Raw genomic sequence first — 18,241 nt, 5'->3', positions numbered from 1 at the left:
GAGCTCAAAGGCTCAGGTCCCGTCTAGCCGAGTGCCGACTTCACGACGTCGGCGAGGCGGGCGGCCACCGACCGGGCGTGGTCGATGTCGGCGGCCTCGACCATCACGCGGACGAGCGGCTCGGTGCCGGAGGGACGCAGCAGTACCCGGCCGGTGCTGCCGAGTTCGCTCTCGGCGTCGGCCACCGCGGCGGCCAGCTCGGCGGAGGTCTTCACCCGCGACCGGTCGACGTCGGGCACGTTGATGAGGACCTGCGGCAGCCGCTCCATGACCGAGGCCAGGTCGCGGAGCGTACGGCCGGTCTGGGCGACCCGGGCGGCGAGCAGCAGGCCGGTCAGCGTGCCGTCGCCGGTGGTGGCGTGGTCGAGGATGATGACGTGCCCGGACTGCTCGCCGCCGAGCGCGTAGCCGTGCCGCTTCATCTCCTCCAGGACGTAGCGGTCGCCGACCGCGGTCTGGATGAAGGTGAGGCCTTCGCGCTCCATGGCGAGCTTGAAGCCGAGGTTGGACATGACCGTCGCGACAACGGTGTCGGAGCGCAGTGCGGAACGCTCCCGCATCGCCAGCGCGAGTACGGCCAGGATCTGGTCGCCGTCGATCTCCTCGCCCGTGTGGTCCACGGCGAGGCAGCGGTCGGCGTCACCGTCGTGCGCGATGCCGAGGTCGGCGCCGTGTTCGACGACGGCGGCCTTGAGGAGCTCCAGGTGGGTGGAGCCGCAGCCGTCGTTGATGTTGAGCCCGTCGGGCTCCGCGCCGATGGTGATGATCTCGGCACCGGCCCGGGTGAAGGCCTCGGGCGAGACCCGGGCGGCCGCGCCGTGCGCCTCGTCAAGGACGACCTTCATGCCGTCGAGGCGGTTCGGGAGGACAGCGATGAGGTGGGCGACGTACTGGTCGAAGCCCAGGTCGTAGGAGTTGACCCGGCCGACGCCCGAGCCGGTGGGACGGTCCCAGGGAGCGCCGGTGCGGTGCTCCTCGTAGACGCCCTCGATCCGGTCCTCCAGCTCGTCGGCGAGCTTGTGCCCGCCGCGGGCGAAGAACTTGATGCCGTTGTCGGGCATGGCGTTGTGGCTCGCGGAGAGCATCACGCCGAGGTCGGCACCGAGCACCCCGGTGAGGTACGCCACCGCGGGGGTGGGCAGCACGCCGACGCGCAGGACGTCCACACCGGCGCTGGCGAGGCCGGCGACCACCGCGGCCTCCAGGAACTCCCCGGACGCGCGCGGATCCCGCCCGACCACGGCCACGGGCCGGTGGCCTTCGAACGTGCCCGCCTCGGCGAGTACGTGCGCCGCTGCCACGGAAAGCCCGAGCGCGAGCTCGGCCGTCAGATCCGCGTTGGCGACACCGCGCACGCCGTCCGTGCCGAAGAGTCGTCCCACTTGTCCTCCTGAGAAAAGCTGCAGAGTACGGAAGTCCCCCGAAGGATACGGAGTCATCCGATCACATGAGCCTTTGAGCACCTTGTGCCGTTATACGCCCAACCACTGTGATAAACGAACGCCCCGGCGGCACTGTGGCGTGCAGCCGGGGCGTTCGGAGCTACGCGTACTACGCGCAGTAGCAAGCAGCGAAGATTAACGCTTGCTGTACTGCGGAGCCTTGCGGGCCTTCTTGAGACCGGCCTTCTTGCGCTCGACCGCACGGTCGTCGCGCTTGAGGAAGCCGGCCTTCTTGAGGGCGCCGCGGTTGTTGTCCACGTCGGCCTCGTTCAGCGCACGGGCCACGCCGAGGCGCAGGGCACCGGCCTGACCCGAGACGCCGCCACCCGAGATGCGGGCGACAACGTCGTAGCGGTTGTCGAGCTCGAGCACCTTGAAGGGCTCGTTGACTTCCTGCTGGTGCACCTTGTTGGGGAAGTAGTCCTCAAGGGTGCGACCGTTGATCTTCCACTTGCCGGTGCCCGGAACGATCCGGACGCGGGCGATGGCGTTCTTGCGACGGCCCAGGCCGGCGGCCGGCTGCGGGTCGCCGAAGCGGCCTTCGAGCGACTCCGAGGTGTACTCGCCCTCGACGGGCACCTCGGACTCGGTGGTGTAGCTCTCGATGTCGACGAGCTCAGTCTCTTCGACCGGCTGCTCAACGGTGGTCTCGGCCACGATTCTCCTCAGATTTCTTTATGTCTTAGGGGGTGGCCGGAACTACTGCGCGACCTGGGTGATCTCGAACGGGACCGGCTGCTGCGCAGCGTGCGGGTGGTTCTCGCCCGCGTAGACCTTCAGCTTCGAGAGCACCTGACGGCCCAGGGTGTTCTTGGGAACCATGCCCCTGATGGCCTTCTCGACGGCCTTCTCGGGGTTCTTCGCCAGCAGCTCGTCGTAGCGGACGGAGCGCAGACCACCCGGGTAACCGGAGTGGCGGTACGCCAGCTTCTGGGTCTTCTTGTTGCCGGAGAGGTGCACCTTGTCGGCGTTGATGATGATGACGAAGTCACCAGCGTCGACGTGGGGCGCGTAGATCGGCTTGTGCTTGCCGCGCAGAATGTTCGCGGCAGTGGTCGCCAGACGACCCAGGACGACATCCTGGGCGTCGATGACGTACCACTGGCGAGTGATGTCGCCGGGCTTGGGGCTGTACGTACGCACGGTCGTAGCCTTCGCTTCTTCAGTGAGTGGGTCCTGACATGGCCACCACGGACGATCACGACAGCCCTGACCGCACTGCGGTGACGCATACCGCGTGCTGGTCGCTGGTCATCAGCCCCGGTGGACCGGTGTAAGGGCCCCTCACGTGAGAATGAGCAAGCCAATACACATAACGAACTGCAAGCTTACCCGTGGCGGCCCTGAAGGGTCAAAACGCGGGTCCTCACACCCTCGTGGCCCGTCGTCCGCGCCGCTGGGCGACGAAGTGGTCCGGGCCGGCGAGCGGCAGGTGACGGCGACGCGGGAGCGCCACCGATGCAGTCATCACACACAGGGTAAAGCAGTCACGGAAGGAACGCCGGGTCACCGCTTCCAGCCAGGGCCAGTCACCGCCGGGCACCTGCGGCACCAGCGCCAGCCAGAACCAGGGCTCACGGGCCGCCGCACCGGGATACGGCAGCCCCGCGAGCAGCAGCGGCACCACGACGAGCAGATAGTGGTCGTAGGACGGCCGGGACACCAGGAACGCCGAGAGCATCAGCAGCACCGCGGGCTCGGCGAGCCGCAGCGGCCCGGGAACACCGCGCGACCAGCGGCGGTACGCGGCCAGCACCCCGGCACAGGCCGCCGCGCAGGCCAGCGGGACCGCCACCGGGGACGGCACCCCGAGACGCGGGAGCACGGCCGCCGGAGAGGCCTCGTAGAGGCGTACGAAGCCGTCGTGGCCGTGCAGCAGGAACGGCAGCGTCCGTGTGACGAACGCCGCAGGATCGGGCATCAGCAGCGCCGCCCCGCCGGACGCCAGGGCGGGCACGAGGAACATCGCGGCCAGTGCCCGCCACCGGCGCGCGAAAAGGAAGAGGAGCGCCACGGGCACGAGCAGCGGCTTCAGGGCGAGCGCCGCGCCGATGACCACTCCGGCCCACCCCCACCGGTCCCGCCCGGCCAGCAGCAGGGCGAGCGGCAGCGCCGCCGCGGCGGTCACGGTCCAGTTGCCGAGCGAGACCAGGTGGCCGAAGGGCGCGAAGCCCAGCGCGAGCCAGGCCGGGCCGAGCACCGCGAGGCGGCTGCGCCAGGGGACCCCGTGGACGCTCAGCGCGCAGGCCCAGCCCGTCACCAGCAGCGCGGTCACCGTCAGGGGGACCAGCACGCGGAGCGCGTACGCCGGGAGCAGCGTCTGCGGCACGGCCGCGAGCACCGCGCTCGGGAGATAGAGAAAGTGCCGGTCGGCGTAGGGCGAACCGCCCTCCAGCCAGGTCCGCGCCGCCCGGACGACGATCGCGTTGTCCATCCCCCCGTCCGAGGTGCGGAGCGCGACGCCCGCGGCATGCGCGCACAGCACCGCGCCCGTGACCGCCCACGCGTGCCAGGAGGCCCTACGCACCAACCACCCGGAGATGTCACTTTTGCCCTTGCGCATTCAGATCACGCTAGGGGCTCAAGTGCCCGGTGGAGCTGACCGGCACCCCCCAACCCCCGTCTAAGATGCGGCGCATGAGTTATGGGCAGGGTGGGCAGGGGCAGCCCCCGTGGGACCCCTGGAAGCCGGGTTCTCAGCAGACGCCTCAGTGGAACAACCAGCGTTCCGGTGGGAATCCCGACTGGGCCGCCATGGCGGAGGCTTCCGAAACGCGCAACAAGCGCCGCAAAGTGCTGTTCATCGTGGGCGGGGCGCTGGCCACCGTCGCGGTCGGCGCTGCCGTGGCCATGGCCGTCGCCAACGCGAACGGGAACGGGAACAATCAGGCCACGAACCAGCCGTCCCAACTTCCCGCCAGCTCGGACATCCCCGGCGCCACGACACCGGCGCCGTCCTTCGAGCCGACCTCGGCTCCGCCGCCGCTGGATCCGAAGCAGTTCATAGCCAGCGCGCAGAAGGACACCGCGCCGCTGAGCCCGGACATCCTCTTCCCCGGTACGCAGCTCACCATGGGCAACCGTGTGTACCGCAAGGGGCCGACGGCCGACACGAAGGACTGTGCCTCGGCCGTGAAGGGCACACTGCCGCAGGTTCTGAAGAAGGACGGCTGCACCCGCTTCATGCGGGTCACCTACGTCAAGGACGGGGTGGCGGTGACGGTCGGCATCGCGGTCTTCGACACCGAGGCCCAGGCCGGCAAGGCCAAGGCCGACGCGGACAAGAAGAGCATCATCGCCTCGCTCCCGGGCAACGGCATCAAGGCGTTCTGCGACGCGGCCGTCTGCCGGTCGACCACCAACGCCTACGGGCGTTACGCCTACTTCACGCTCTCCGGCTTCACCGACGGCAAGGACGTGACGACGAAGGACACCGCGGTGTTCACGACCGGCGACGATCTCGCGGAGTTCGCGTTCCGCCAGATCGGCCGGCGGGGACAGGCCCAGGCTTCGGCCGCGGCCAACCAGTAGCGGTTGCGGGCGGCGGCCGACGAACACCGGCCGCCGCACCGCCCCGTACGAGGCAGTTGACGCCCACTCAGCAGGACGGGCCGTCAGCGGATCCGCACAGGCGCCCGGGTGTCAGCAGGTCTCGCATCCGCCCGCTCCCGGCAACATCCGCTTGTTCCGGGCCTCCTTGTTCCGCGCGGCCAGCAACTCGTCGGCGGGATAACCGACTTCCTCGAGCGTCAGCCCGTGCGGCCGCACGACATGAACGGCCGAGTCCCGTACGCCGGCGGCGAGCACCTTGCCCGGCCAGTCGGGCCCGCGGTGCCCGTCCCCCACGAACAGCAGGGCCCCGATCAGGGACCGCACCATGTTGTGGCAGAAGGCGTCGGCCCGCACGGTGGCGGTGACGACGCCGTCCTCGCCTCGCACCAGGCTCAGTTGCTGGAGGGTGCGGATGGTCGTCGCACCCTCGCGCTTCTTGCAGTAGGCGGCGAAGTCGTGCTCCCCCAGCAGCCGTTCGGCCGCCTGGTTCATGGCGTCGACGTCCAACGGCCAGTCGTGCCACAGGACATGACTGCGCAGCAGCGGGTCGACACCGCCGGGTTCGTCGGTCACGCGATAGGCGTAGCGCCGCCAGACCGCCGAGAACCGCGCGTTGAAGCCGGCGGGCGCCTCGGTCAGCGACCACACCCGTACATCCTTCGCCAGCCGCCCGGCGAGCCGCTTGAGCAGCTTCTCCCGGTGCTCGGCCCACAGTTCCGCGGGCAGGTCGACGTGGGCCACCTGGCCACGCGCGTGCACCCCGGCGTCGGTCCGCCCGGCCACGGTCAGCTCGTACGTGGTGTCCTTCGTCCGGGTCACCGTCCGCAGGGCGTCCTCGATCTCGCCCTGCACGGTCCTGCGTCCGCCGGCCTGCTTGGCCCACCCGGAGAACCCGGTCCCGTCGTACGACAGGTCCAACCGCACCCGGACGAACCCGGGCTCCGCTTCGTCACTCACACCTAGATCCTCTCAAGCCCGGGCTCTTCCCCGGGAACGCGAAAGCGGGCCCGCCCCGAAAGGGACGGACCCGCTCACAGCAAGGCAGTGCCTCAGGCGTCCTTCGACTCCTCGGCGGGAGCCTCGGCGGCGTCCTCGACCTTGGTGTCCTCGACCTTGGCCGGAGCCTCGGCGTCCTTGGCGGAACGCTTGGTCGCGGCCTCGGCCTCACCGGTGGCCTGCTGGGCCACGGTCAGGGCCTCCACCAGCTCGATGACAGCCATGGGCGCGTTGTCGCCACGACGGTTACCGATCTTGGTGATACGGGTGTAGCCACCCGGGCGGTTCTCGTAGCGCGGGCCGATCTCGGTGAAGAGCGTGTGCACGATGCTCTTGTCCGTGATCACCGAGAGCACCTGCCGGCGGTTGTGAAGGTCACCCTTCTTCGCCTTGGTGACCAGACGCTCCGCGTAGGGACGCAGGCGACGGGCCTTGGCCTCGGTGGTGGTGATGCGGCCGTGCTCGAAGAGCGACTTCGCGAGGTTCGCGAGGAGCAGCTTCTCGTGCGCGGCACTGCCGCCCAGACGGGCACCCTTGGCGGGCTTCGGCATGGTTTCTCCTAGGTGTCTGCCCCGGCCGTATCAGGTACCGGGGACAGTGTCCGAGCGGGCGATTGCCCGTCGAAGATCCGAGGTCCCGAAGGACCCCGGAGGACGGAAGCCGTCCCAGTACTGGCTCAGTACTGCTCGGTCTCCACGAAACCCGCGTCCGCGTCGTCGTCGGCGCCGAAGGCGTCGGCGGCGGCGGTCGGGTCGAATCCGGGCGGGCTGTCCTTGAGGGCCAGGCCCATGCCGGCCAGCTTCGCCTTGACCTCGTCGATGGACTTCGCACCGAAGTTGCGGATGTCCAGGAGGTCGGCCTCGGAGCGGGCGACGAGCTCACCCACGGAGTGGATGCCCTCACGCTTGAGGCAGTTGTACGACCGAACGGTGAGCTCGAGCTCCTCGATCGGCAGGGCGAGATCAGCGGCGAGGGCGGCGTCCGTGGGGGACGGGCCCATGTCGATGCCCTCGGCGTCGATGTTGAGCTCGCGGGCCAGACCGAACAGCTCGACCAGGGTCTTACCGGCCGACGCCATGGCGTCACGGGGACGCATGGCCTGCTTGGTCTCGACGTCGACGATCAGCTTGTCGAAGTCGGTGCGCTGCTCGACACGGGTCGCCTCGACCTTGTACGTGACCTTCAGCACCGGCGAGTAGATCGAGTCGACCGGGATGCGCCCGATCTCCTGACCGACCTGCTTGTTCTGAACGGCGGAGACGTAGCCGCGACCGCGCTCGACGGTCAGCTCCATCTCCAGCTTGCCCTTGCCGTTGAGCGTGGCGAGGACGAGGTCGGGGTTGTGGACCTCGACACCGGCCGGGGGCGCGATGTCGGCGGCGGTGACCAGACCCGGGCCCTGCTTGCGCAGGTACATCACGACCGGCTCGTCGTGCTCCGAGGAGACGACCAGCTGCTTGATGTTGAGGATCAGGTCGGTGACGTCCTCCTTGACGCCCGGCACGGTGGTGAACTCGTGCAGGACACCGTCGATGCGGATGCTGGTGACAGCAGCGCCGGGGATCGACGAGAGGAGGGTGCGGCGCAGGGAGTTGCCGAGGGTGTAGCCGAAGCCCGGCTCCAGCGGCTCGATCACGAACCGGGAGCGGAATTCGTCGACGACCTCTTCGGTCAACGAGGGGCGCTGAGCGATCAGCATGTGGTGATCAGTCCTTCATTCGTGGACGCCCGCTATTTGACGCCCGACAAAACCGCGTCTCCGAAGAGACGGGTACAGCAAGGGTACGGGCGATACGGCCCTTTTATGGAGCCGTACCGCCCGGAAACCTCGAACCAAGCACAGGGCCGTCAGGATCGACGGCCGAGCGGCCGTGCGTCAGACGCGGCGGCGCTTCGGCGGACGGCAACCGTTGTGCGGGGTGGGGGTGACGTCCTGGATGGAGCCGACCTCGAGGCCAGTGGCCTGGAGGGAGCGGATCGCGGTCTCGCGACCGGAGCCCGGGCCCTTCACGAAGACGTCAACCTTGCGCATGCCGTGCTCCTGCGCGCGACGGGCGGCCGACTCGGCGGCCATCTGCGCGGCGAAGGGGGTGGACTTGCGCGAGCCCTTGAAGCCGACGTGGCCGGCGGAGGCCCAGGAGATCACGTTGCCCGAGGGGTCCGTGATCGAGACGATCGTGTTGTTGAACGTGCTCTTGATGTGAGCGTGCCCGTGAGCGACGTTCTTCTTTTCCTTGCGGCGCACCTTCTTGGCAGCGCCCTGACGACCCTTGGGGGGCATCTATTTCTCCTACGGGGAGGTGGTCGGTCCTACAGCGAAGACCGCTGATGAAGCGTTGTCCGCTGAGGACTACTTCTTGCCCGGCTTCTTCTTGCCGGCGATCGCGCGACGCGGGCCCTTGCGGGTACGAGCGTTCGTGCTGGTGCGCTGACCGTGCACGGGCAGGCCACGACGGTGGCGGATGCCCTGGTAGCAGCCGATCTCGATCTTGCGGCGAATGTCGCCCTGGATCTCGCGACGGAGGTCACCCTCGGTCTTGATGTTGGCGTCCACGTACTCGCGGATCTTGACCAGCTCCTCCTCGGAGAGGTCACGAACGCGCGTGTTGGGGTTCACGCCAGTCTCGGCCAGCGTCAGCTGGGAAAGGGTCCGGCCGATGCCGAACACGTAGGTGAGGGCGACCTCCACACGCTTTTCGCGCGGGATGTCAACACCGGAAACGCGTGCCATTCAATGGCTCCAGTTGTCGTTCGGAGGTCTTCCGCAGAACCGGATCCCGCCCGCCGTCGTCCTCTGATCCAATGGACCGAGCATTCGGTACGAACCGGGTCCCCGGCCTCCGACCGGGGGTGTCAGGCCTGATGAGACTCAGCCCTGGATCCTGCGTATGAACATGTACTGCTGCGTCGCGCGAAGTATCTGCGGGGTGCAGAAGGTGCGGTCGTGCGTCAGCCCTGGCGCTGCTTGTGGCGCGGGTTTTCGCAGATGACCATGACCCGACCGTGACGGCGGATCACCCTGCACTTGTCGCAGATCTTCTTGACGCTCGGCTTGACCTTCATTAGGTGAGGTTCTCCGGGTCAGTGCCACCCCCCGCGCTCCCGGAACGGGAACACGGAGCAAGGCAAGATCTACTTGTAGCGGTAGACGATCCGGCCGCGCGTCAGGTCGTACGGAGACAACTCCACCACGACCCGGTCGTCAGGGAGGATGCGGATGTAGTGCATGCGCATCTTGCCGCTGATGTGCGCCAGGACCTGGTGGCCGTTCTGGAGCTCTACCTTGAACATGGCGTTCGGGAGAGACTCGACGACAGTGCCCTCGATCTCGATGGCACCTTGCTTCTTGGCCACGCTTTGCCCTTCGAATCGACTACCTTGATCGACTTCGCGCGAGCGCATGCAGACATGCGGGTGCACGAGAGCCGACGAGTCAGTCTACGTCAGGGCTCCCGGAAAGACGAATCAGCTCGGTCCTCCCCGCCACTCATGACGATGCCCCACCCATCGACGCGGTATGCGCGAAGGGCGGGGCTGGCCGATGGCACGGCCGGCGAAGGGAGCCAGCGGGCTCCCCGCGGACGGGAGGCCTCAGCCCGCGAGGGGGCCGGGCGCTTCAGCCCGCGAGGGGGTCGGGCGCCGCCGTGACCCCGTACTCGGCGAGCTTCGCCCTGCCGCAGTCGGGCGCCGTGAGAACCAGCGGCCCGTCCTCGGTCAGCGCCACGGAGTGCTCCCAGTGCGAGGACCAGGTCCCGTCCGTGGTGATCACGGTCCAGTCGTCCTCGAGCGTCTCGGTCCGCGGTGTGCCGAGCGACACCATCGGCTCGATGGCGAGGCAGAACCCGGGAACCAGCTTCGGCCCCTTCCCCCGCTTCCGCTCGACGTAGTTCAGCAGGTGCGGGTCCATGTGCATCTCGGTGCCGATGCCGTGGCCGCCGAAGTCCTCGATGATCCCGTACTTGCCGCCGCCCGGCTTCGGCTGACGGCGGATGTAGGTCTCGATGGCGCGGGAGATGTCGACCAGGCGGTTGCCCACCTTCATGGCCGCGATGCCCGCCCACATCGACTCCTCGGTCACCCGGGAGAGCTCGATCAGCTCCGGGGCGTGTCCGGAGCCCACGAACGCGGTGAACGCGGCGTCGCCGTGCCAGCCGTCCACGATCGCGCCGGCGTCGATGGAGATGATGTCGCCGTCCTTCAGGACGGTCTTGTCGTCCGGGATGCCGTGGACGACGACCTCGTTGGCCGAGGTGCAGATCGTCGCGGGGAAGCCGCCGTACCCGAGGAAGTTCGACTTGGCGCCGTGCTCCTCCAGCACCTTGCGCGCGACCTCGTCCAGGTCCCGGGTGGTCGCGCCGGGCACCGCCGCTTCCCGCGTGGCCGCATGGATCGCCGCGACGACCAGCCCCGCCTCACGCATCTTGGCGATCTGCTCGGGGGTCTTGATCTGCACCATGGTGGCTGCGGCCTTTCTGGACCGGAAGACGGACTACTCCAACGATACGGGGGACTCGCCCCACCCCGCCCGGGGGTCCTGGGACCCCGCCGCGCACAGGACCTTCACCCTGTCCGCCTCGCACGTCGGCCGCGGCACCCGGTGAGGGTGCCGCGGCCGATGCGACGTACTGCTTCACGCTCCCCCGCGACACGCGTGCGTCACGGAACGGACCGCAGGGACTAGGCGTCCTCGCGGGCCAGGGCCCCCATCGCACGCGCCGTGACCTCTTCGACCTTGCCGAGCGCCGGGATCGTGACGACCAGGCTCTGCGACCGGTAGTAGTCGATGATCGGCTCGGTCTGCGTGTGGTAGACCTCCAGCCGCGTACGGACGGTGTCCTCGGAGTCGTCGTCGCGCTGGTACAGCTCGCCGCCGCAGACGTCACAGACGCCTTCCTGCTTCGGCGCCTTGTACGACACGTGGAACACGTGCGCCGAGTCGTTGCGGCAGATGCGTCGGCCCGCGATACGGCGGACCACCTCGTCCTCGGGGACCTCCAGGTCCAGCACCGCGTCCAGCTTCATGCCCTCGGTGCTCAGCATCTCGTCCAGCGCCTCGGCCTGCGAGACGTTGCGCGGGAAGCCGTCGAGCAGGAAGCCGTTCTCCGCGTCGGGCTGCTCCATGCGGTCCTTGGCCATGGCGATGGTGACCTCGTCCGGTACCAGTTCGCCCTTGTCCATGTAGGACTTCGCCAGCTTGCCGAGCTCCGTCTGCTGAGAGATGTTGGCGCGGAACAGGTCGCCCGTTGAGATGTGCGGGATCGCCAGATTGTTGGCGAGGAACGCGGCCTGCGTTCCCTTCCCGGCACCGGGCGGCCCGACGAGGACGATTCGCATCAGCGGAGGAACCCTTCGTAATTGCGCTGCTGAAGCTGACTCTCGATCTGCTTCACCGTCTCAAGACCCACACCCACGATGATGAGGATGCTGGTGCCACCGAACGGGAAGTTCTGGTTTGCCCCGAAACCAACCAACGCCACCGTCGGCACGAGAGCGATCAGCCCCAGATACAGCGAACCCGGCCAGGTGATCCGGTTGAGTACGTAGCTGAGGTACTCAGCGGTCGGCCGGCCAGCCCGGATGCCCGGGATGAAGCCACCATACTTCTTCATGTTGTCGGCGACTTCCTCGGGGTTGAACGAGATCGCCACGTAGAAGAACGCGAAGAACACGATCAGAAGGAAGTACATGGTGATGTAAATCGGGTGATCACCCTTGGTCAGGTTCTGTGTGACCCATGTTTTCCACCCGGAGTTGCTCTTCGAGAACTGGGCGACCAGGCTCGGAATGTAGAGCAGCGACGACGCGAAGATGACAGGAATCACACCTGCCTGGTTGACCTTCAGCGGAATGTAGGTCGAGGTACCGCCGTAGGAACGGCGGCCGATCATGCGCTTCGCGTACTGGACCGGGATGCGGCGCTGCGCCTGCTCGACGAAGACCACCAGGCCGACCATGCACAGACCCACCGCGATGACCGTGCCGAACTCGATCCAGCCATCGGCCAGCTTGCCCTGGACCTTGACGGTCCACAGAGCGCTCGGGAAGGTCGCCGCGATCGAGATGAACATCAGGATCGACATGCCGTTGCCGATGCCGCGGTCGGTGATCAGCTCACCGAGCCACATGACGACACAGGTACCGGCGGTCATCGTGACGACCATCGTGATCGTGGTGAAGATCGACTGGTCCGGGACGATCTGGTTGGCCACGGGGCAGCCGGAGAACAGCGCACCGCTGCGCGCGGTGGCCACCAGGCCCGTGCCCTGCAGGATGGCGAGCGCGACCGTCAGATAGCGGGTGTACTGCGTGATCTTCGCCGTACCGGCCGAACCCTCCTTCTTGAGGGCCTCCAGTCGCGGGATCACCACGGTGAGCAGCTGGAGAATGATGCTCGCCGTGATGTACGGCATGATGCCGAGCGCGAAGATCGTGATCTGCAGCAGCGCGCCGCCACTGAACATGTTGATCAGGCTGAACAGCCCACGGTTCGAGTCGGCCACGTCCATACACGTCTGGACGTTCTTGTAGTCCACGCCGGGGATCGGAACGTGGGTACCGACGCGGTAGACCACGATGATGCCGAGCGTGAAGAGCAGCTTCTTGCGCAGGTCGGGCGTCCTGAACGCCCGGGCGAACGCGGTGAGCACGGTGCCTCCTGCGACCCCCGCGCTACAGCGTCAGAGGGTGACGGTCTTGAGGTTCGACGGATGACTGACAGCTAACCAACAGTCAAAACTCGTCCGGAGTTCCCTTGAGGCACAGCGGACGAAAATTAACAGTGCAGGCCACCTTACCGGCGACACTGCCCCCCTAGGAACGACCAACCGGGGATGCCCCTTTTGTGGGCATCCCCGGTTGGGATCGTTCAGGTCATCGAAACGCCTGCTGAAATCAGACGAGTTCGGTGACGGTACCGCCGGCGGCGGTGATCTTCTCCTTGGCGGAGCCGGAGACGGCGTCGACCGTCACCTGCAGCGCCACGGAGATCTCGCCCTGGCCGAGGACCTTGACGAGGCTGTTCTTGCGAACGGCACCCTTGGCGACGAGACCCTCGACGGTGACCTCGCCACCCTCCGGGTACAGCGCGCCCAGCTTGTCGAGGTTCACGACCTGGAACTCGGTCTTGAACGGGTTACGGAAGCCCTTCAGCTTCGGAAGACGCATGTGGAGGGGCATCTGGCCACCCTCGAAGCGCTCCGGAACCTGGTAGCGGGCCTTCGTGCCCTTGGTACCACGACCAGCCGTCTTACCCTTCGACGCCTCACCACGACCAACACGGGTCTTGGCGGTCTTGGCGCCCGGGGCGGGACGGAGGTTGTGGATCTTGAGCGGGTTGTTTTCCGCCATGATCAGTCGACCTCCTCGACCGTCACGAGGTGGCGGACGGTGTGAACCATTCCGCGGAACTCGGGGCGGTCCTCCTTGACGACCTGCGTGTTGATGCCCTTGAGACCAAGGGAACGCAGGGTGTCACGGTGGTTCTGCTTGCTGCCGATGTACGACTTCGTCTGCGTGACCTTGAGGCGAGCCATTACGCACCCGCCCCGGCACGTGCACGAAGGAGAGCCGCGGGGGCGACGTCCTCGAGGGGCAGACCACGGCGAGCCGCGATCTCCTCGGGACGCTGCAGGCCCTTGAGGGCCGCCACGGTCGCGTGCACGATGTTGATCGCGTTGGAAGAACCGAGCGACTTCGACAGGATGTCGTGAACGCCGGCGCACTCCAGGACGGCTCGCACCGGGCCACCGGCGATAACGCCGGTACCGGGGGAAGCAGGCTTGAGCAGGACGACGCCCGCGGCCTTCTCGCCCGTGATCGGGTGCGGGATGGTGCCCTGGATACGGGGGACCTTGAAGAAGTGCTTCTTGGCCTCTTCAACACCCTTGGCGATCGCGGCCGGCACCTCCTTGGCCTTGCCGTAACCGACACCGACGGTGCCGTCACCATCGCCTACCACGACAAGCGCGGTAAAGCTGAAGCGACGACCACCCTTCACTACCTTGGCGACGCGGTTGATCGCGACAACGCGCTCAACGTACGCGGTCTTCTCGGCAGCAGCGCCGCCGTCACGGCCCTTCCGGTCCCGCCGCTCGCCGCCACCGGCACCGCTTCCACGGCGCTGGGGTCCAGCCATTGGATTACCTCTCTCTTTTTCCGCTAGCTACGCAGCGACAATGAAGTCGCTAGCGCGACGGGCGACTCAGAACTTGAGTCCGGCTTCGCGGGCGGCGTCCGCCAGGGCGGCGATGCGCCCGGCGTACTGGTTACCACCACGGTCGAATACGACAGCCTCGACACCGGCGGCCTTGGCGCGCTCGGCGACCAGGGCGCCGACCGACTTCGCCTGAGCCGACTTGTCGGCCTCGCCACCGCGGATCGTGGTGTCCAGGGTCGACGCCGACGCGAGGGTGTGACCCTTAACGTCGTCGATGACCTGGGCCACGATGTGACGGTTGGAGCGCGTCACGACCAGGCGCGGACGCTCAGCCGTACCCGAGATGTGCTTACGGATCCGGATGTGACGACGCTTGATGGCAGCACGCTTGTAAGCGTCGCCCTTAGCAATCTTGACACCGTATGCCATGGCTTACTTACCCGCCTTTCCGACCTTGCGCCGGACGACTTCGCCCTCGTACTTGACGCCCTTGGCCTTGTACGGGTCGGGCTTGCGCAGCTTGCGGATGTTGGCCGCAACCTCGCCGACCTTCTGCTTGTCGATTCCCTCGACCGAGAAGTGCGTCGGGTTCTCGACCTTGAACGAGATGCCCTCGGGCGCCTCGACCGTGATCGAGTGGCTGTAGCCGAGCGAGAACTCCAGGTTGGAGCCCTTCGCCAGGACGCGGTAACCGACACCGCTGATTTCGAGCTTCTTCACGTAACCCGTGGTCACGCCGGTGATCATGTTCGCCACCAGCGTGCGGGACAGGCCGTGGAGGGCCTTGTTCTGACGCTCGTCGTTCGGGCGGGTGACATTGAGAATGCCGTCCTCGCCCTTGGCGACCTCGATCGGCGCCGCGACGGTGTGGGAGAGGGAGCCCTTGGGACCCTTCACCTGGACCGTACGGCCGTCGATGGTGACGTCCACGCCGGCGGGAACCGTGATGGGGAGCTTGCCAATACGCGACATAGCTGTTTCCTCCGTTCCCTTCTACCAGACGTAGGCGAGGACTTCTCCGCCTACGCCCTTCTTGCCGGCCTGCTTGTCGGTGAGGAGACCGTGTGACGTGGAGATGATCGCCACGCCGAGGCCACCGAGCACCCTGGGCAGGGAGGTGGACTTCGCGTACACACGCAGACCCGGCTTCGAGATCCGCTTGATGCCCGCGATGGAGCGCTCACGGTTCGGGCCGAACTTCAGCTCGAGGACGAGCTTCTTGCCGACCTCGGCGTCCTCGACCTTCCAGCCCGTGATGAAGCCCTCCTGCTGGAGGATCTCCGCGATGTGAGACTTGATCTTGCTGTGCGGCATCGCGACATCGTCGTGGTACGCCGAGTTCGCGTTACGCAGACGGGTAAGCATGTCTGCGATGGGATCAGTCATGGTCATGAATTGGCCTTCGGCCTCTCTCGCCGGGGTTTCCTGTATGCGCCATCCCTCTCCCCACTCAGTGGCGGGACGGGTGCGGTGCGGGGACCTACGGCGTAGTAAGTCGTCTGGGCGTCAGGCGCCCAACCCTCCTAGCCTAAGCCATGGAGAGGTGGGCACCTGACAGAACCCTTTACTTACCGAGAGTCCTGGATCCCTGAATTACAGGGACTACCAGGAACTCTTGGTCACGCCCGGCAGCTCGCCACGGTGAGCCATCTCACGAAGGCAGATGCGGCACAGGCCGAACTTGCGGTACACGGAGTGCGGACGACCGCAGCGCTGGCAGCGCGTGTAGCCACGCACACCGAACTTGGGCTTACGAGCAGCCTTGGCAATCAGAGCCTTCTTCGCCATCTCGCTTACGCCTCCTTGAAGGGGAAGCCGAGGTGACGGAGAAGGGCACGGCCCTCAGCGTCGTTGGTCGCCGTGGTCACCACGGTGATGTCCATGCCCCGGGTACGGTCGATCTTGTCCTGGTCGATCTCGTGGAACATGACCTGCTCCGTGAGACCGAAGGTGTAGTTGCCACGGCCGTCGAACTGCTTGGGGGACAGACCACGGAAGTCGCGGATGCGCGGGAGCGCGAGCGACAGGGTGCGGTCCAGGAACTCCCACATGCGGTCGCCACGGAGCGTGACGTGGGCACCGATCGGCTGACCCTCACGCAGCTTGAACTGCGCGATGGACTTGCGGGCCTTGGTGACGGCCGGCTTCTGACCGGTGATCGTGGTCAGGTCACGGACGGCACCGTCCATGAGCTTCGAGTCACGGGCGGCGTCGCCGACACCCATGTTGACCACGATCTTGACGAGGCCCGGCGTCTGCATGACGTTCTCGTAGGAGAACTCTTCCTGCAGCTTCGCCGCGATCTCCTCGCGGTACTTCGTCTTGAGACGCGGAATGGTGGTGGTCGCCATCAGATGTCCTCACCCGTCCGCTTGGCAACGCGGATCTTGTTGCCCTCGTCGTCGAAGCGGTAACCGACGCGCGTGACAACCTTGTTGCCGTCCTTCTCAACGACCAGCTGGACGTTGGAGACGTGGACGGGCGCCTCGGTCGTGACGATGCCACCGGCCTGCGAGCCCTTGGCGGTCGGGCCGGCCTTCGTGTGCTTCTTGACCCGGTTGACACCCTCGACCAGGACGCGCTCGTCGCGCGGGTAAGCGGCAATGACCTTGCCCTGCTTGCCCTTGTCCTTACCGGTGATGACCTGAACCAGGTCGCCCTTCTTGATCTTCATGCTTACAGCACCTCCGGCGCGAGCGAGATGATCTTCATGAACTTCTTCTCGCGCAGCTCACGGCCGACGGGGCCGAAGATACGGGTGCCACGAGGGTCGCCGTCGTTCTTCAGAATGACGGCGGCGTTCTCGTCGAAGCGGATGTACGAGCCGTCCGGACGGCGGCGCTCCTTGACGGTGCGAACGATGACAGCCTTGACGACGTCACCCTTCTTCACGTTGCCGCCGGGGATCGCGTCCTTGACGGTGGCGACGATCACGTCACCGATGCCCGCGTAGCGGCGACCGGAGCCACCGAGCACACGGATGCAAAGGATTTCCTTCGCACCAGTGTTGTCGGCGACACGCAGTCGCGACTCCTGCTGGATCACGTCTATCTCCTGTTTGTCTGCCGGTTCCCGGGGCGGGGTCGTTCAGCACGACCCCGCCCCGAGCCTGGCGGAACCAACCTCAGGGGCCCCTAGAAATTTTTTCCAGGGCCTGAGGTACTTACTTGGCCTTCTCGAGGATCTCGACGATGCGCCAGCGCTTCGTCGAGGACAGCGGCCGGGTCTCCATCAGGAGGACGCGGTCGCCGACGCCGGCGGCGTTCTGCTCGTCGTGGGCCTTGAGCTTGCTGGTACGGCGGATGACCTTGCCGTACAGCGCGTGCTTCACGCGGTCCTCGACAGCGACGACGACGGTCTTGTCCATCTTGTCGCTGACGACCAGACCCTCACGGGTCTTGCGGAAGCCACGCTCGGTCTTCTGCTCAGTCACGTTGCTCTCGCTCATCAGGCGCTCTCCACCGTCTCGATGCCCAGCTCGCGCTCACGCATCAGGGTGTAGATCCGCGCGATGTCCTTACGGACGGCCTTGAGCCGACCGTGGTTCTCGAGCTGACCGGTCGCCGCCTGGAAACGGAGGTTGAACAGCTCTTCCTTGGCTTCGCGGAGCTTCGCGAGAAGCTCCTCGTCACCCAGTTCGCGCAGCTCGGACGCCTTGGTACCGGCCGACATCACGCTTCACCTGCCTCGCGCTTGACGATCCGGCACTTCATCGGCAGCTTGTGGGCTGCGCGAGTGAGGGCCTCACGGGCGATCTTCTCGTTGGGGTAGGACAGTTCGAACATGACCCGGCCCGGGTGCACGTTCGCGATCCACCACTCGGGGGAACCCTTACCGGAACCCATGCGGGTCTCGGCAGGCTTCTTCGTGAGCGGGCGGTCCGGGTAGATGTTGATCCAGACCTTGCCGCCACGCTTGATGTGGCGGGTCATCGCGATACGAGCGGCCTCGATCTGGCGGTTCGTCACGTACGCCGGCGTGAGGGCCTGAATGCCGTACTCGCCGAACGAAACCTGCGTACCGCCCTTGGCCTGACCACGGCGCTTCGGGTGGTGCTGCTTGCGGTGCTTGACCCTACGGGGGATCAGCATGTCGG

General features: G+C 66.8%; 28 protein-coding genes. 1 reads left to right on the top strand and 27 read right to left on the bottom strand.

Annotation, left to right across the window (positions count from 1 at the left end; genetic code table 11):
• Positions 1 to 23: 23 nt before the first annotated feature.
• The 4 genes from glmM to OG410_RS25105 all read right to left on the bottom strand — a co-directional run bounded on the left by glmM (position 24) and on the right by OG410_RS25105 (position 4,005).
• On the bottom strand, positions 24 to 1,382 hold the full coding sequence (gene glmM / locus OG410_RS25120; RefSeq protein WP_329301232.1) for a phosphoglucosamine mutase: 1,359 nt from the start codon (positions 1,380 to 1,382) through the stop codon (positions 24 to 26).
• A gap of 195 nt (positions 1,383 to 1,577) precedes the next feature.
• Positions 1,578 to 2,099, bottom strand: a complete 522-nt coding sequence (gene rpsI, locus OG410_RS25115) for a 30S ribosomal protein S9 (protein ID WP_261705341.1) — start codon at positions 2,097 to 2,099, stop codon at positions 1,578 to 1,580.
• A 42-nt stretch (positions 2,100 to 2,141) separates the two neighbouring features.
• On the bottom strand, positions 2,142 to 2,585 hold the full coding sequence (gene rplM / locus OG410_RS25110; protein ID WP_037626954.1) for a 50S ribosomal protein L13: 444 nt from the start codon (positions 2,583 to 2,585) through the stop codon (positions 2,142 to 2,144).
• Positions 2,586 to 2,808: 223 nt separating this feature from the next.
• Positions 2,809 to 4,005: a glycosyltransferase family 87 protein gene (locus OG410_RS25105; protein WP_329301231.1), complete on the bottom strand. Its 1,197-nt coding sequence runs from the start codon at positions 4,003 to 4,005 to the stop codon at positions 2,809 to 2,811.
• 74 nt (positions 4,006 to 4,079) lie between these two features.
• On the opposite strand from OG410_RS25105, the gene OG410_RS25100 reads away from it, so the two are divergent.
• Positions 4,080 to 4,973, top strand: coding sequence for a hypothetical protein (locus OG410_RS25100; RefSeq protein WP_329301230.1), 894 nt, complete (start codon positions 4,080 to 4,082; stop codon positions 4,971 to 4,973).
• A gap of 111 nt (positions 4,974 to 5,084) precedes the next feature.
• Here OG410_RS25100 and truA read toward each other — a convergent pair whose 3' ends face one another.
• From truA to rplP, 23 genes are all read right to left on the bottom strand, one after another.
• Positions 5,085 to 5,951, bottom strand: coding sequence for a tRNA pseudouridine(38-40) synthase TruA (truA, locus tag OG410_RS25095; RefSeq protein ID WP_329301229.1), 867 nt, complete (start codon positions 5,949 to 5,951; stop codon positions 5,085 to 5,087).
• Between the two features lie 92 nt (positions 5,952 to 6,043).
• Positions 6,044 to 6,541: a 50S ribosomal protein L17 gene (rplQ, locus tag OG410_RS25090; protein WP_168529668.1), complete on the bottom strand. Its 498-nt coding sequence runs from the start codon at positions 6,539 to 6,541 to the stop codon at positions 6,044 to 6,046.
• A 125-nt stretch (positions 6,542 to 6,666) separates the two neighbouring features.
• Positions 6,667 to 7,689: a DNA-directed RNA polymerase subunit alpha gene (locus OG410_RS25085; RefSeq protein ID WP_003966937.1), complete on the bottom strand. Its 1,023-nt coding sequence runs from the start codon at positions 7,687 to 7,689 to the stop codon at positions 6,667 to 6,669.
• 177 nt (positions 7,690 to 7,866) lie between these two features.
• Positions 7,867 to 8,271 (bottom strand): 30S ribosomal protein S11, encoded by a 405-nt coding sequence (gene rpsK / locus OG410_RS25080; RefSeq protein ID WP_003956432.1) that lies wholly within the window; start codon positions 8,269 to 8,271, stop codon positions 7,867 to 7,869.
• Between the two features lie 69 nt (positions 8,272 to 8,340).
• The gene (rpsM, locus tag OG410_RS25075; protein ID WP_081218901.1) at positions 8,341 to 8,721 is read right to left on the bottom strand and encodes a 30S ribosomal protein S13; all 381 of its coding nucleotides are present in this window, start codon (positions 8,719 to 8,721) and stop codon (positions 8,341 to 8,343) included.
• Between the two features lie 218 nt (positions 8,722 to 8,939).
• Entirely contained in the window at positions 8,940 to 9,053 is a 114-nt protein-coding gene (gene rpmJ, locus OG410_RS25070) for a 50S ribosomal protein L36 (RefSeq protein WP_003998809.1), read from the bottom strand.
• Positions 9,054 to 9,122: 69 nt separating this feature from the next.
• Positions 9,123 to 9,344, bottom strand: coding sequence for a translation initiation factor IF-1 (gene infA / locus OG410_RS25065; protein ID WP_003948620.1), 222 nt, complete (start codon positions 9,342 to 9,344; stop codon positions 9,123 to 9,125).
• Between the two features lie 262 nt (positions 9,345 to 9,606).
• On the bottom strand, positions 9,607 to 10,446 hold the full coding sequence (gene map / locus OG410_RS25060) for a type I methionyl aminopeptidase (RefSeq protein ID WP_329301228.1): 840 nt from the start codon (positions 10,444 to 10,446) through the stop codon (positions 9,607 to 9,609).
• Positions 10,447 to 10,667: 221 nt separating this feature from the next.
• Complete coding sequence (locus OG410_RS25055) at positions 10,668 to 11,324, bottom strand: adenylate kinase (RefSeq protein WP_266761763.1); 657 nt, start codon at positions 11,322 to 11,324, stop codon at positions 10,668 to 10,670.
• Positions 11,324 to 12,637, bottom strand: a complete 1,314-nt coding sequence (gene secY / locus OG410_RS25050) for a preprotein translocase subunit SecY (RefSeq protein ID WP_329301227.1) — start codon at positions 12,635 to 12,637, stop codon at positions 11,324 to 11,326. The genes OG410_RS25055 and secY overlap by 1 nt, the downstream gene beginning before the upstream one ends.
• Before the next feature lie 244 nt (positions 12,638 to 12,881).
• Positions 12,882 to 13,337 carry a 50S ribosomal protein L15 gene (rplO, locus tag OG410_RS25045; protein WP_189190330.1) on the bottom strand — a complete coding sequence of 152 codons (456 nt, stop codon included), beginning with the start codon at positions 13,335 to 13,337 and terminating at the stop codon, positions 12,882 to 12,884.
• Positions 13,338 to 13,339: 2 nt separating this feature from the next.
• The gene (gene rpmD / locus OG410_RS25040; RefSeq protein WP_055553514.1) at positions 13,340 to 13,522 is read right to left on the bottom strand and encodes a 50S ribosomal protein L30; all 183 of its coding nucleotides are present in this window, start codon (positions 13,520 to 13,522) and stop codon (positions 13,340 to 13,342) included.
• Entirely contained in the window at positions 13,522 to 14,124 is a 603-nt protein-coding gene (gene rpsE / locus OG410_RS25035; RefSeq protein ID WP_055513610.1) for a 30S ribosomal protein S5, read from the bottom strand. Before rpsE ends, rpmD begins: the two co-directional genes overlap by 1 nt.
• Before the next feature lie 66 nt (positions 14,125 to 14,190).
• Positions 14,191 to 14,574 carry a 50S ribosomal protein L18 gene (gene rplR / locus OG410_RS25030; protein ID WP_060901491.1) on the bottom strand — a complete coding sequence of 128 codons (384 nt, stop codon included), beginning with the start codon at positions 14,572 to 14,574 and terminating at the stop codon, positions 14,191 to 14,193.
• 3 nt (positions 14,575 to 14,577) lie between these two features.
• Positions 14,578 to 15,117, bottom strand: coding sequence for a 50S ribosomal protein L6 (rplF, locus tag OG410_RS25025; protein WP_269247080.1), 540 nt, complete (start codon positions 15,115 to 15,117; stop codon positions 14,578 to 14,580).
• Between the two features lie 21 nt (positions 15,118 to 15,138).
• Positions 15,139 to 15,537 carry a 30S ribosomal protein S8 gene (gene rpsH / locus OG410_RS25020; RefSeq protein ID WP_261705332.1) on the bottom strand — a complete coding sequence of 133 codons (399 nt, stop codon included), beginning with the start codon at positions 15,535 to 15,537 and terminating at the stop codon, positions 15,139 to 15,141.
• A gap of 210 nt (positions 15,538 to 15,747) precedes the next feature.
• Positions 15,748 to 15,933, bottom strand: coding sequence for a type Z 30S ribosomal protein S14 (locus OG410_RS25015; RefSeq protein ID WP_261705331.1), 186 nt, complete (start codon positions 15,931 to 15,933; stop codon positions 15,748 to 15,750).
• Between the two features lie 5 nt (positions 15,934 to 15,938).
• Positions 15,939 to 16,496, bottom strand: a complete 558-nt coding sequence (gene rplE, locus OG410_RS25010) for a 50S ribosomal protein L5 (protein WP_326786060.1) — start codon at positions 16,494 to 16,496, stop codon at positions 15,939 to 15,941.
• A complete protein-coding gene (gene rplX, locus OG410_RS25005) occupies positions 16,496 to 16,819 on the bottom strand; it encodes a 50S ribosomal protein L24 (protein ID WP_007494760.1) in 324 nt (107 codons plus the stop codon). Before rplX ends, rplE begins: the two co-directional genes overlap by 1 nt.
• A gap of 2 nt (positions 16,820 to 16,821) precedes the next feature.
• Positions 16,822 to 17,190: a 50S ribosomal protein L14 gene (gene rplN / locus OG410_RS25000; RefSeq protein ID WP_003998823.1), complete on the bottom strand. Its 369-nt coding sequence runs from the start codon at positions 17,188 to 17,190 to the stop codon at positions 16,822 to 16,824.
• Between the two features lie 118 nt (positions 17,191 to 17,308).
• On the bottom strand, positions 17,309 to 17,593 hold the full coding sequence (rpsQ, locus tag OG410_RS24995; RefSeq protein WP_181863401.1) for a 30S ribosomal protein S17: 285 nt from the start codon (positions 17,591 to 17,593) through the stop codon (positions 17,309 to 17,311).
• Entirely contained in the window at positions 17,593 to 17,817 is a 225-nt protein-coding gene (gene rpmC, locus OG410_RS24990) for a 50S ribosomal protein L29 (protein ID WP_003998824.1), read from the bottom strand. Before rpmC ends, rpsQ begins: the two co-directional genes overlap by 1 nt.
• On the bottom strand, positions 17,817 to 18,236 hold the full coding sequence (gene rplP, locus OG410_RS24985; RefSeq protein ID WP_010986348.1) for a 50S ribosomal protein L16: 420 nt from the start codon (positions 18,234 to 18,236) through the stop codon (positions 17,817 to 17,819). The genes rpmC and rplP overlap by 1 nt, the downstream gene beginning before the upstream one ends.
• Positions 18,237 to 18,241 lie beyond the last annotated feature (5 nt).

The organism is Streptomyces sp. NBC_00659 (assembly GCF_036226925.1).
Classification (GTDB): Bacteria; Actinomycetota; Actinomycetes; order Streptomycetales; family Streptomycetaceae; genus Streptomyces.
This window is presented reverse-complemented; position numbering and strand designations above follow the sequence as displayed.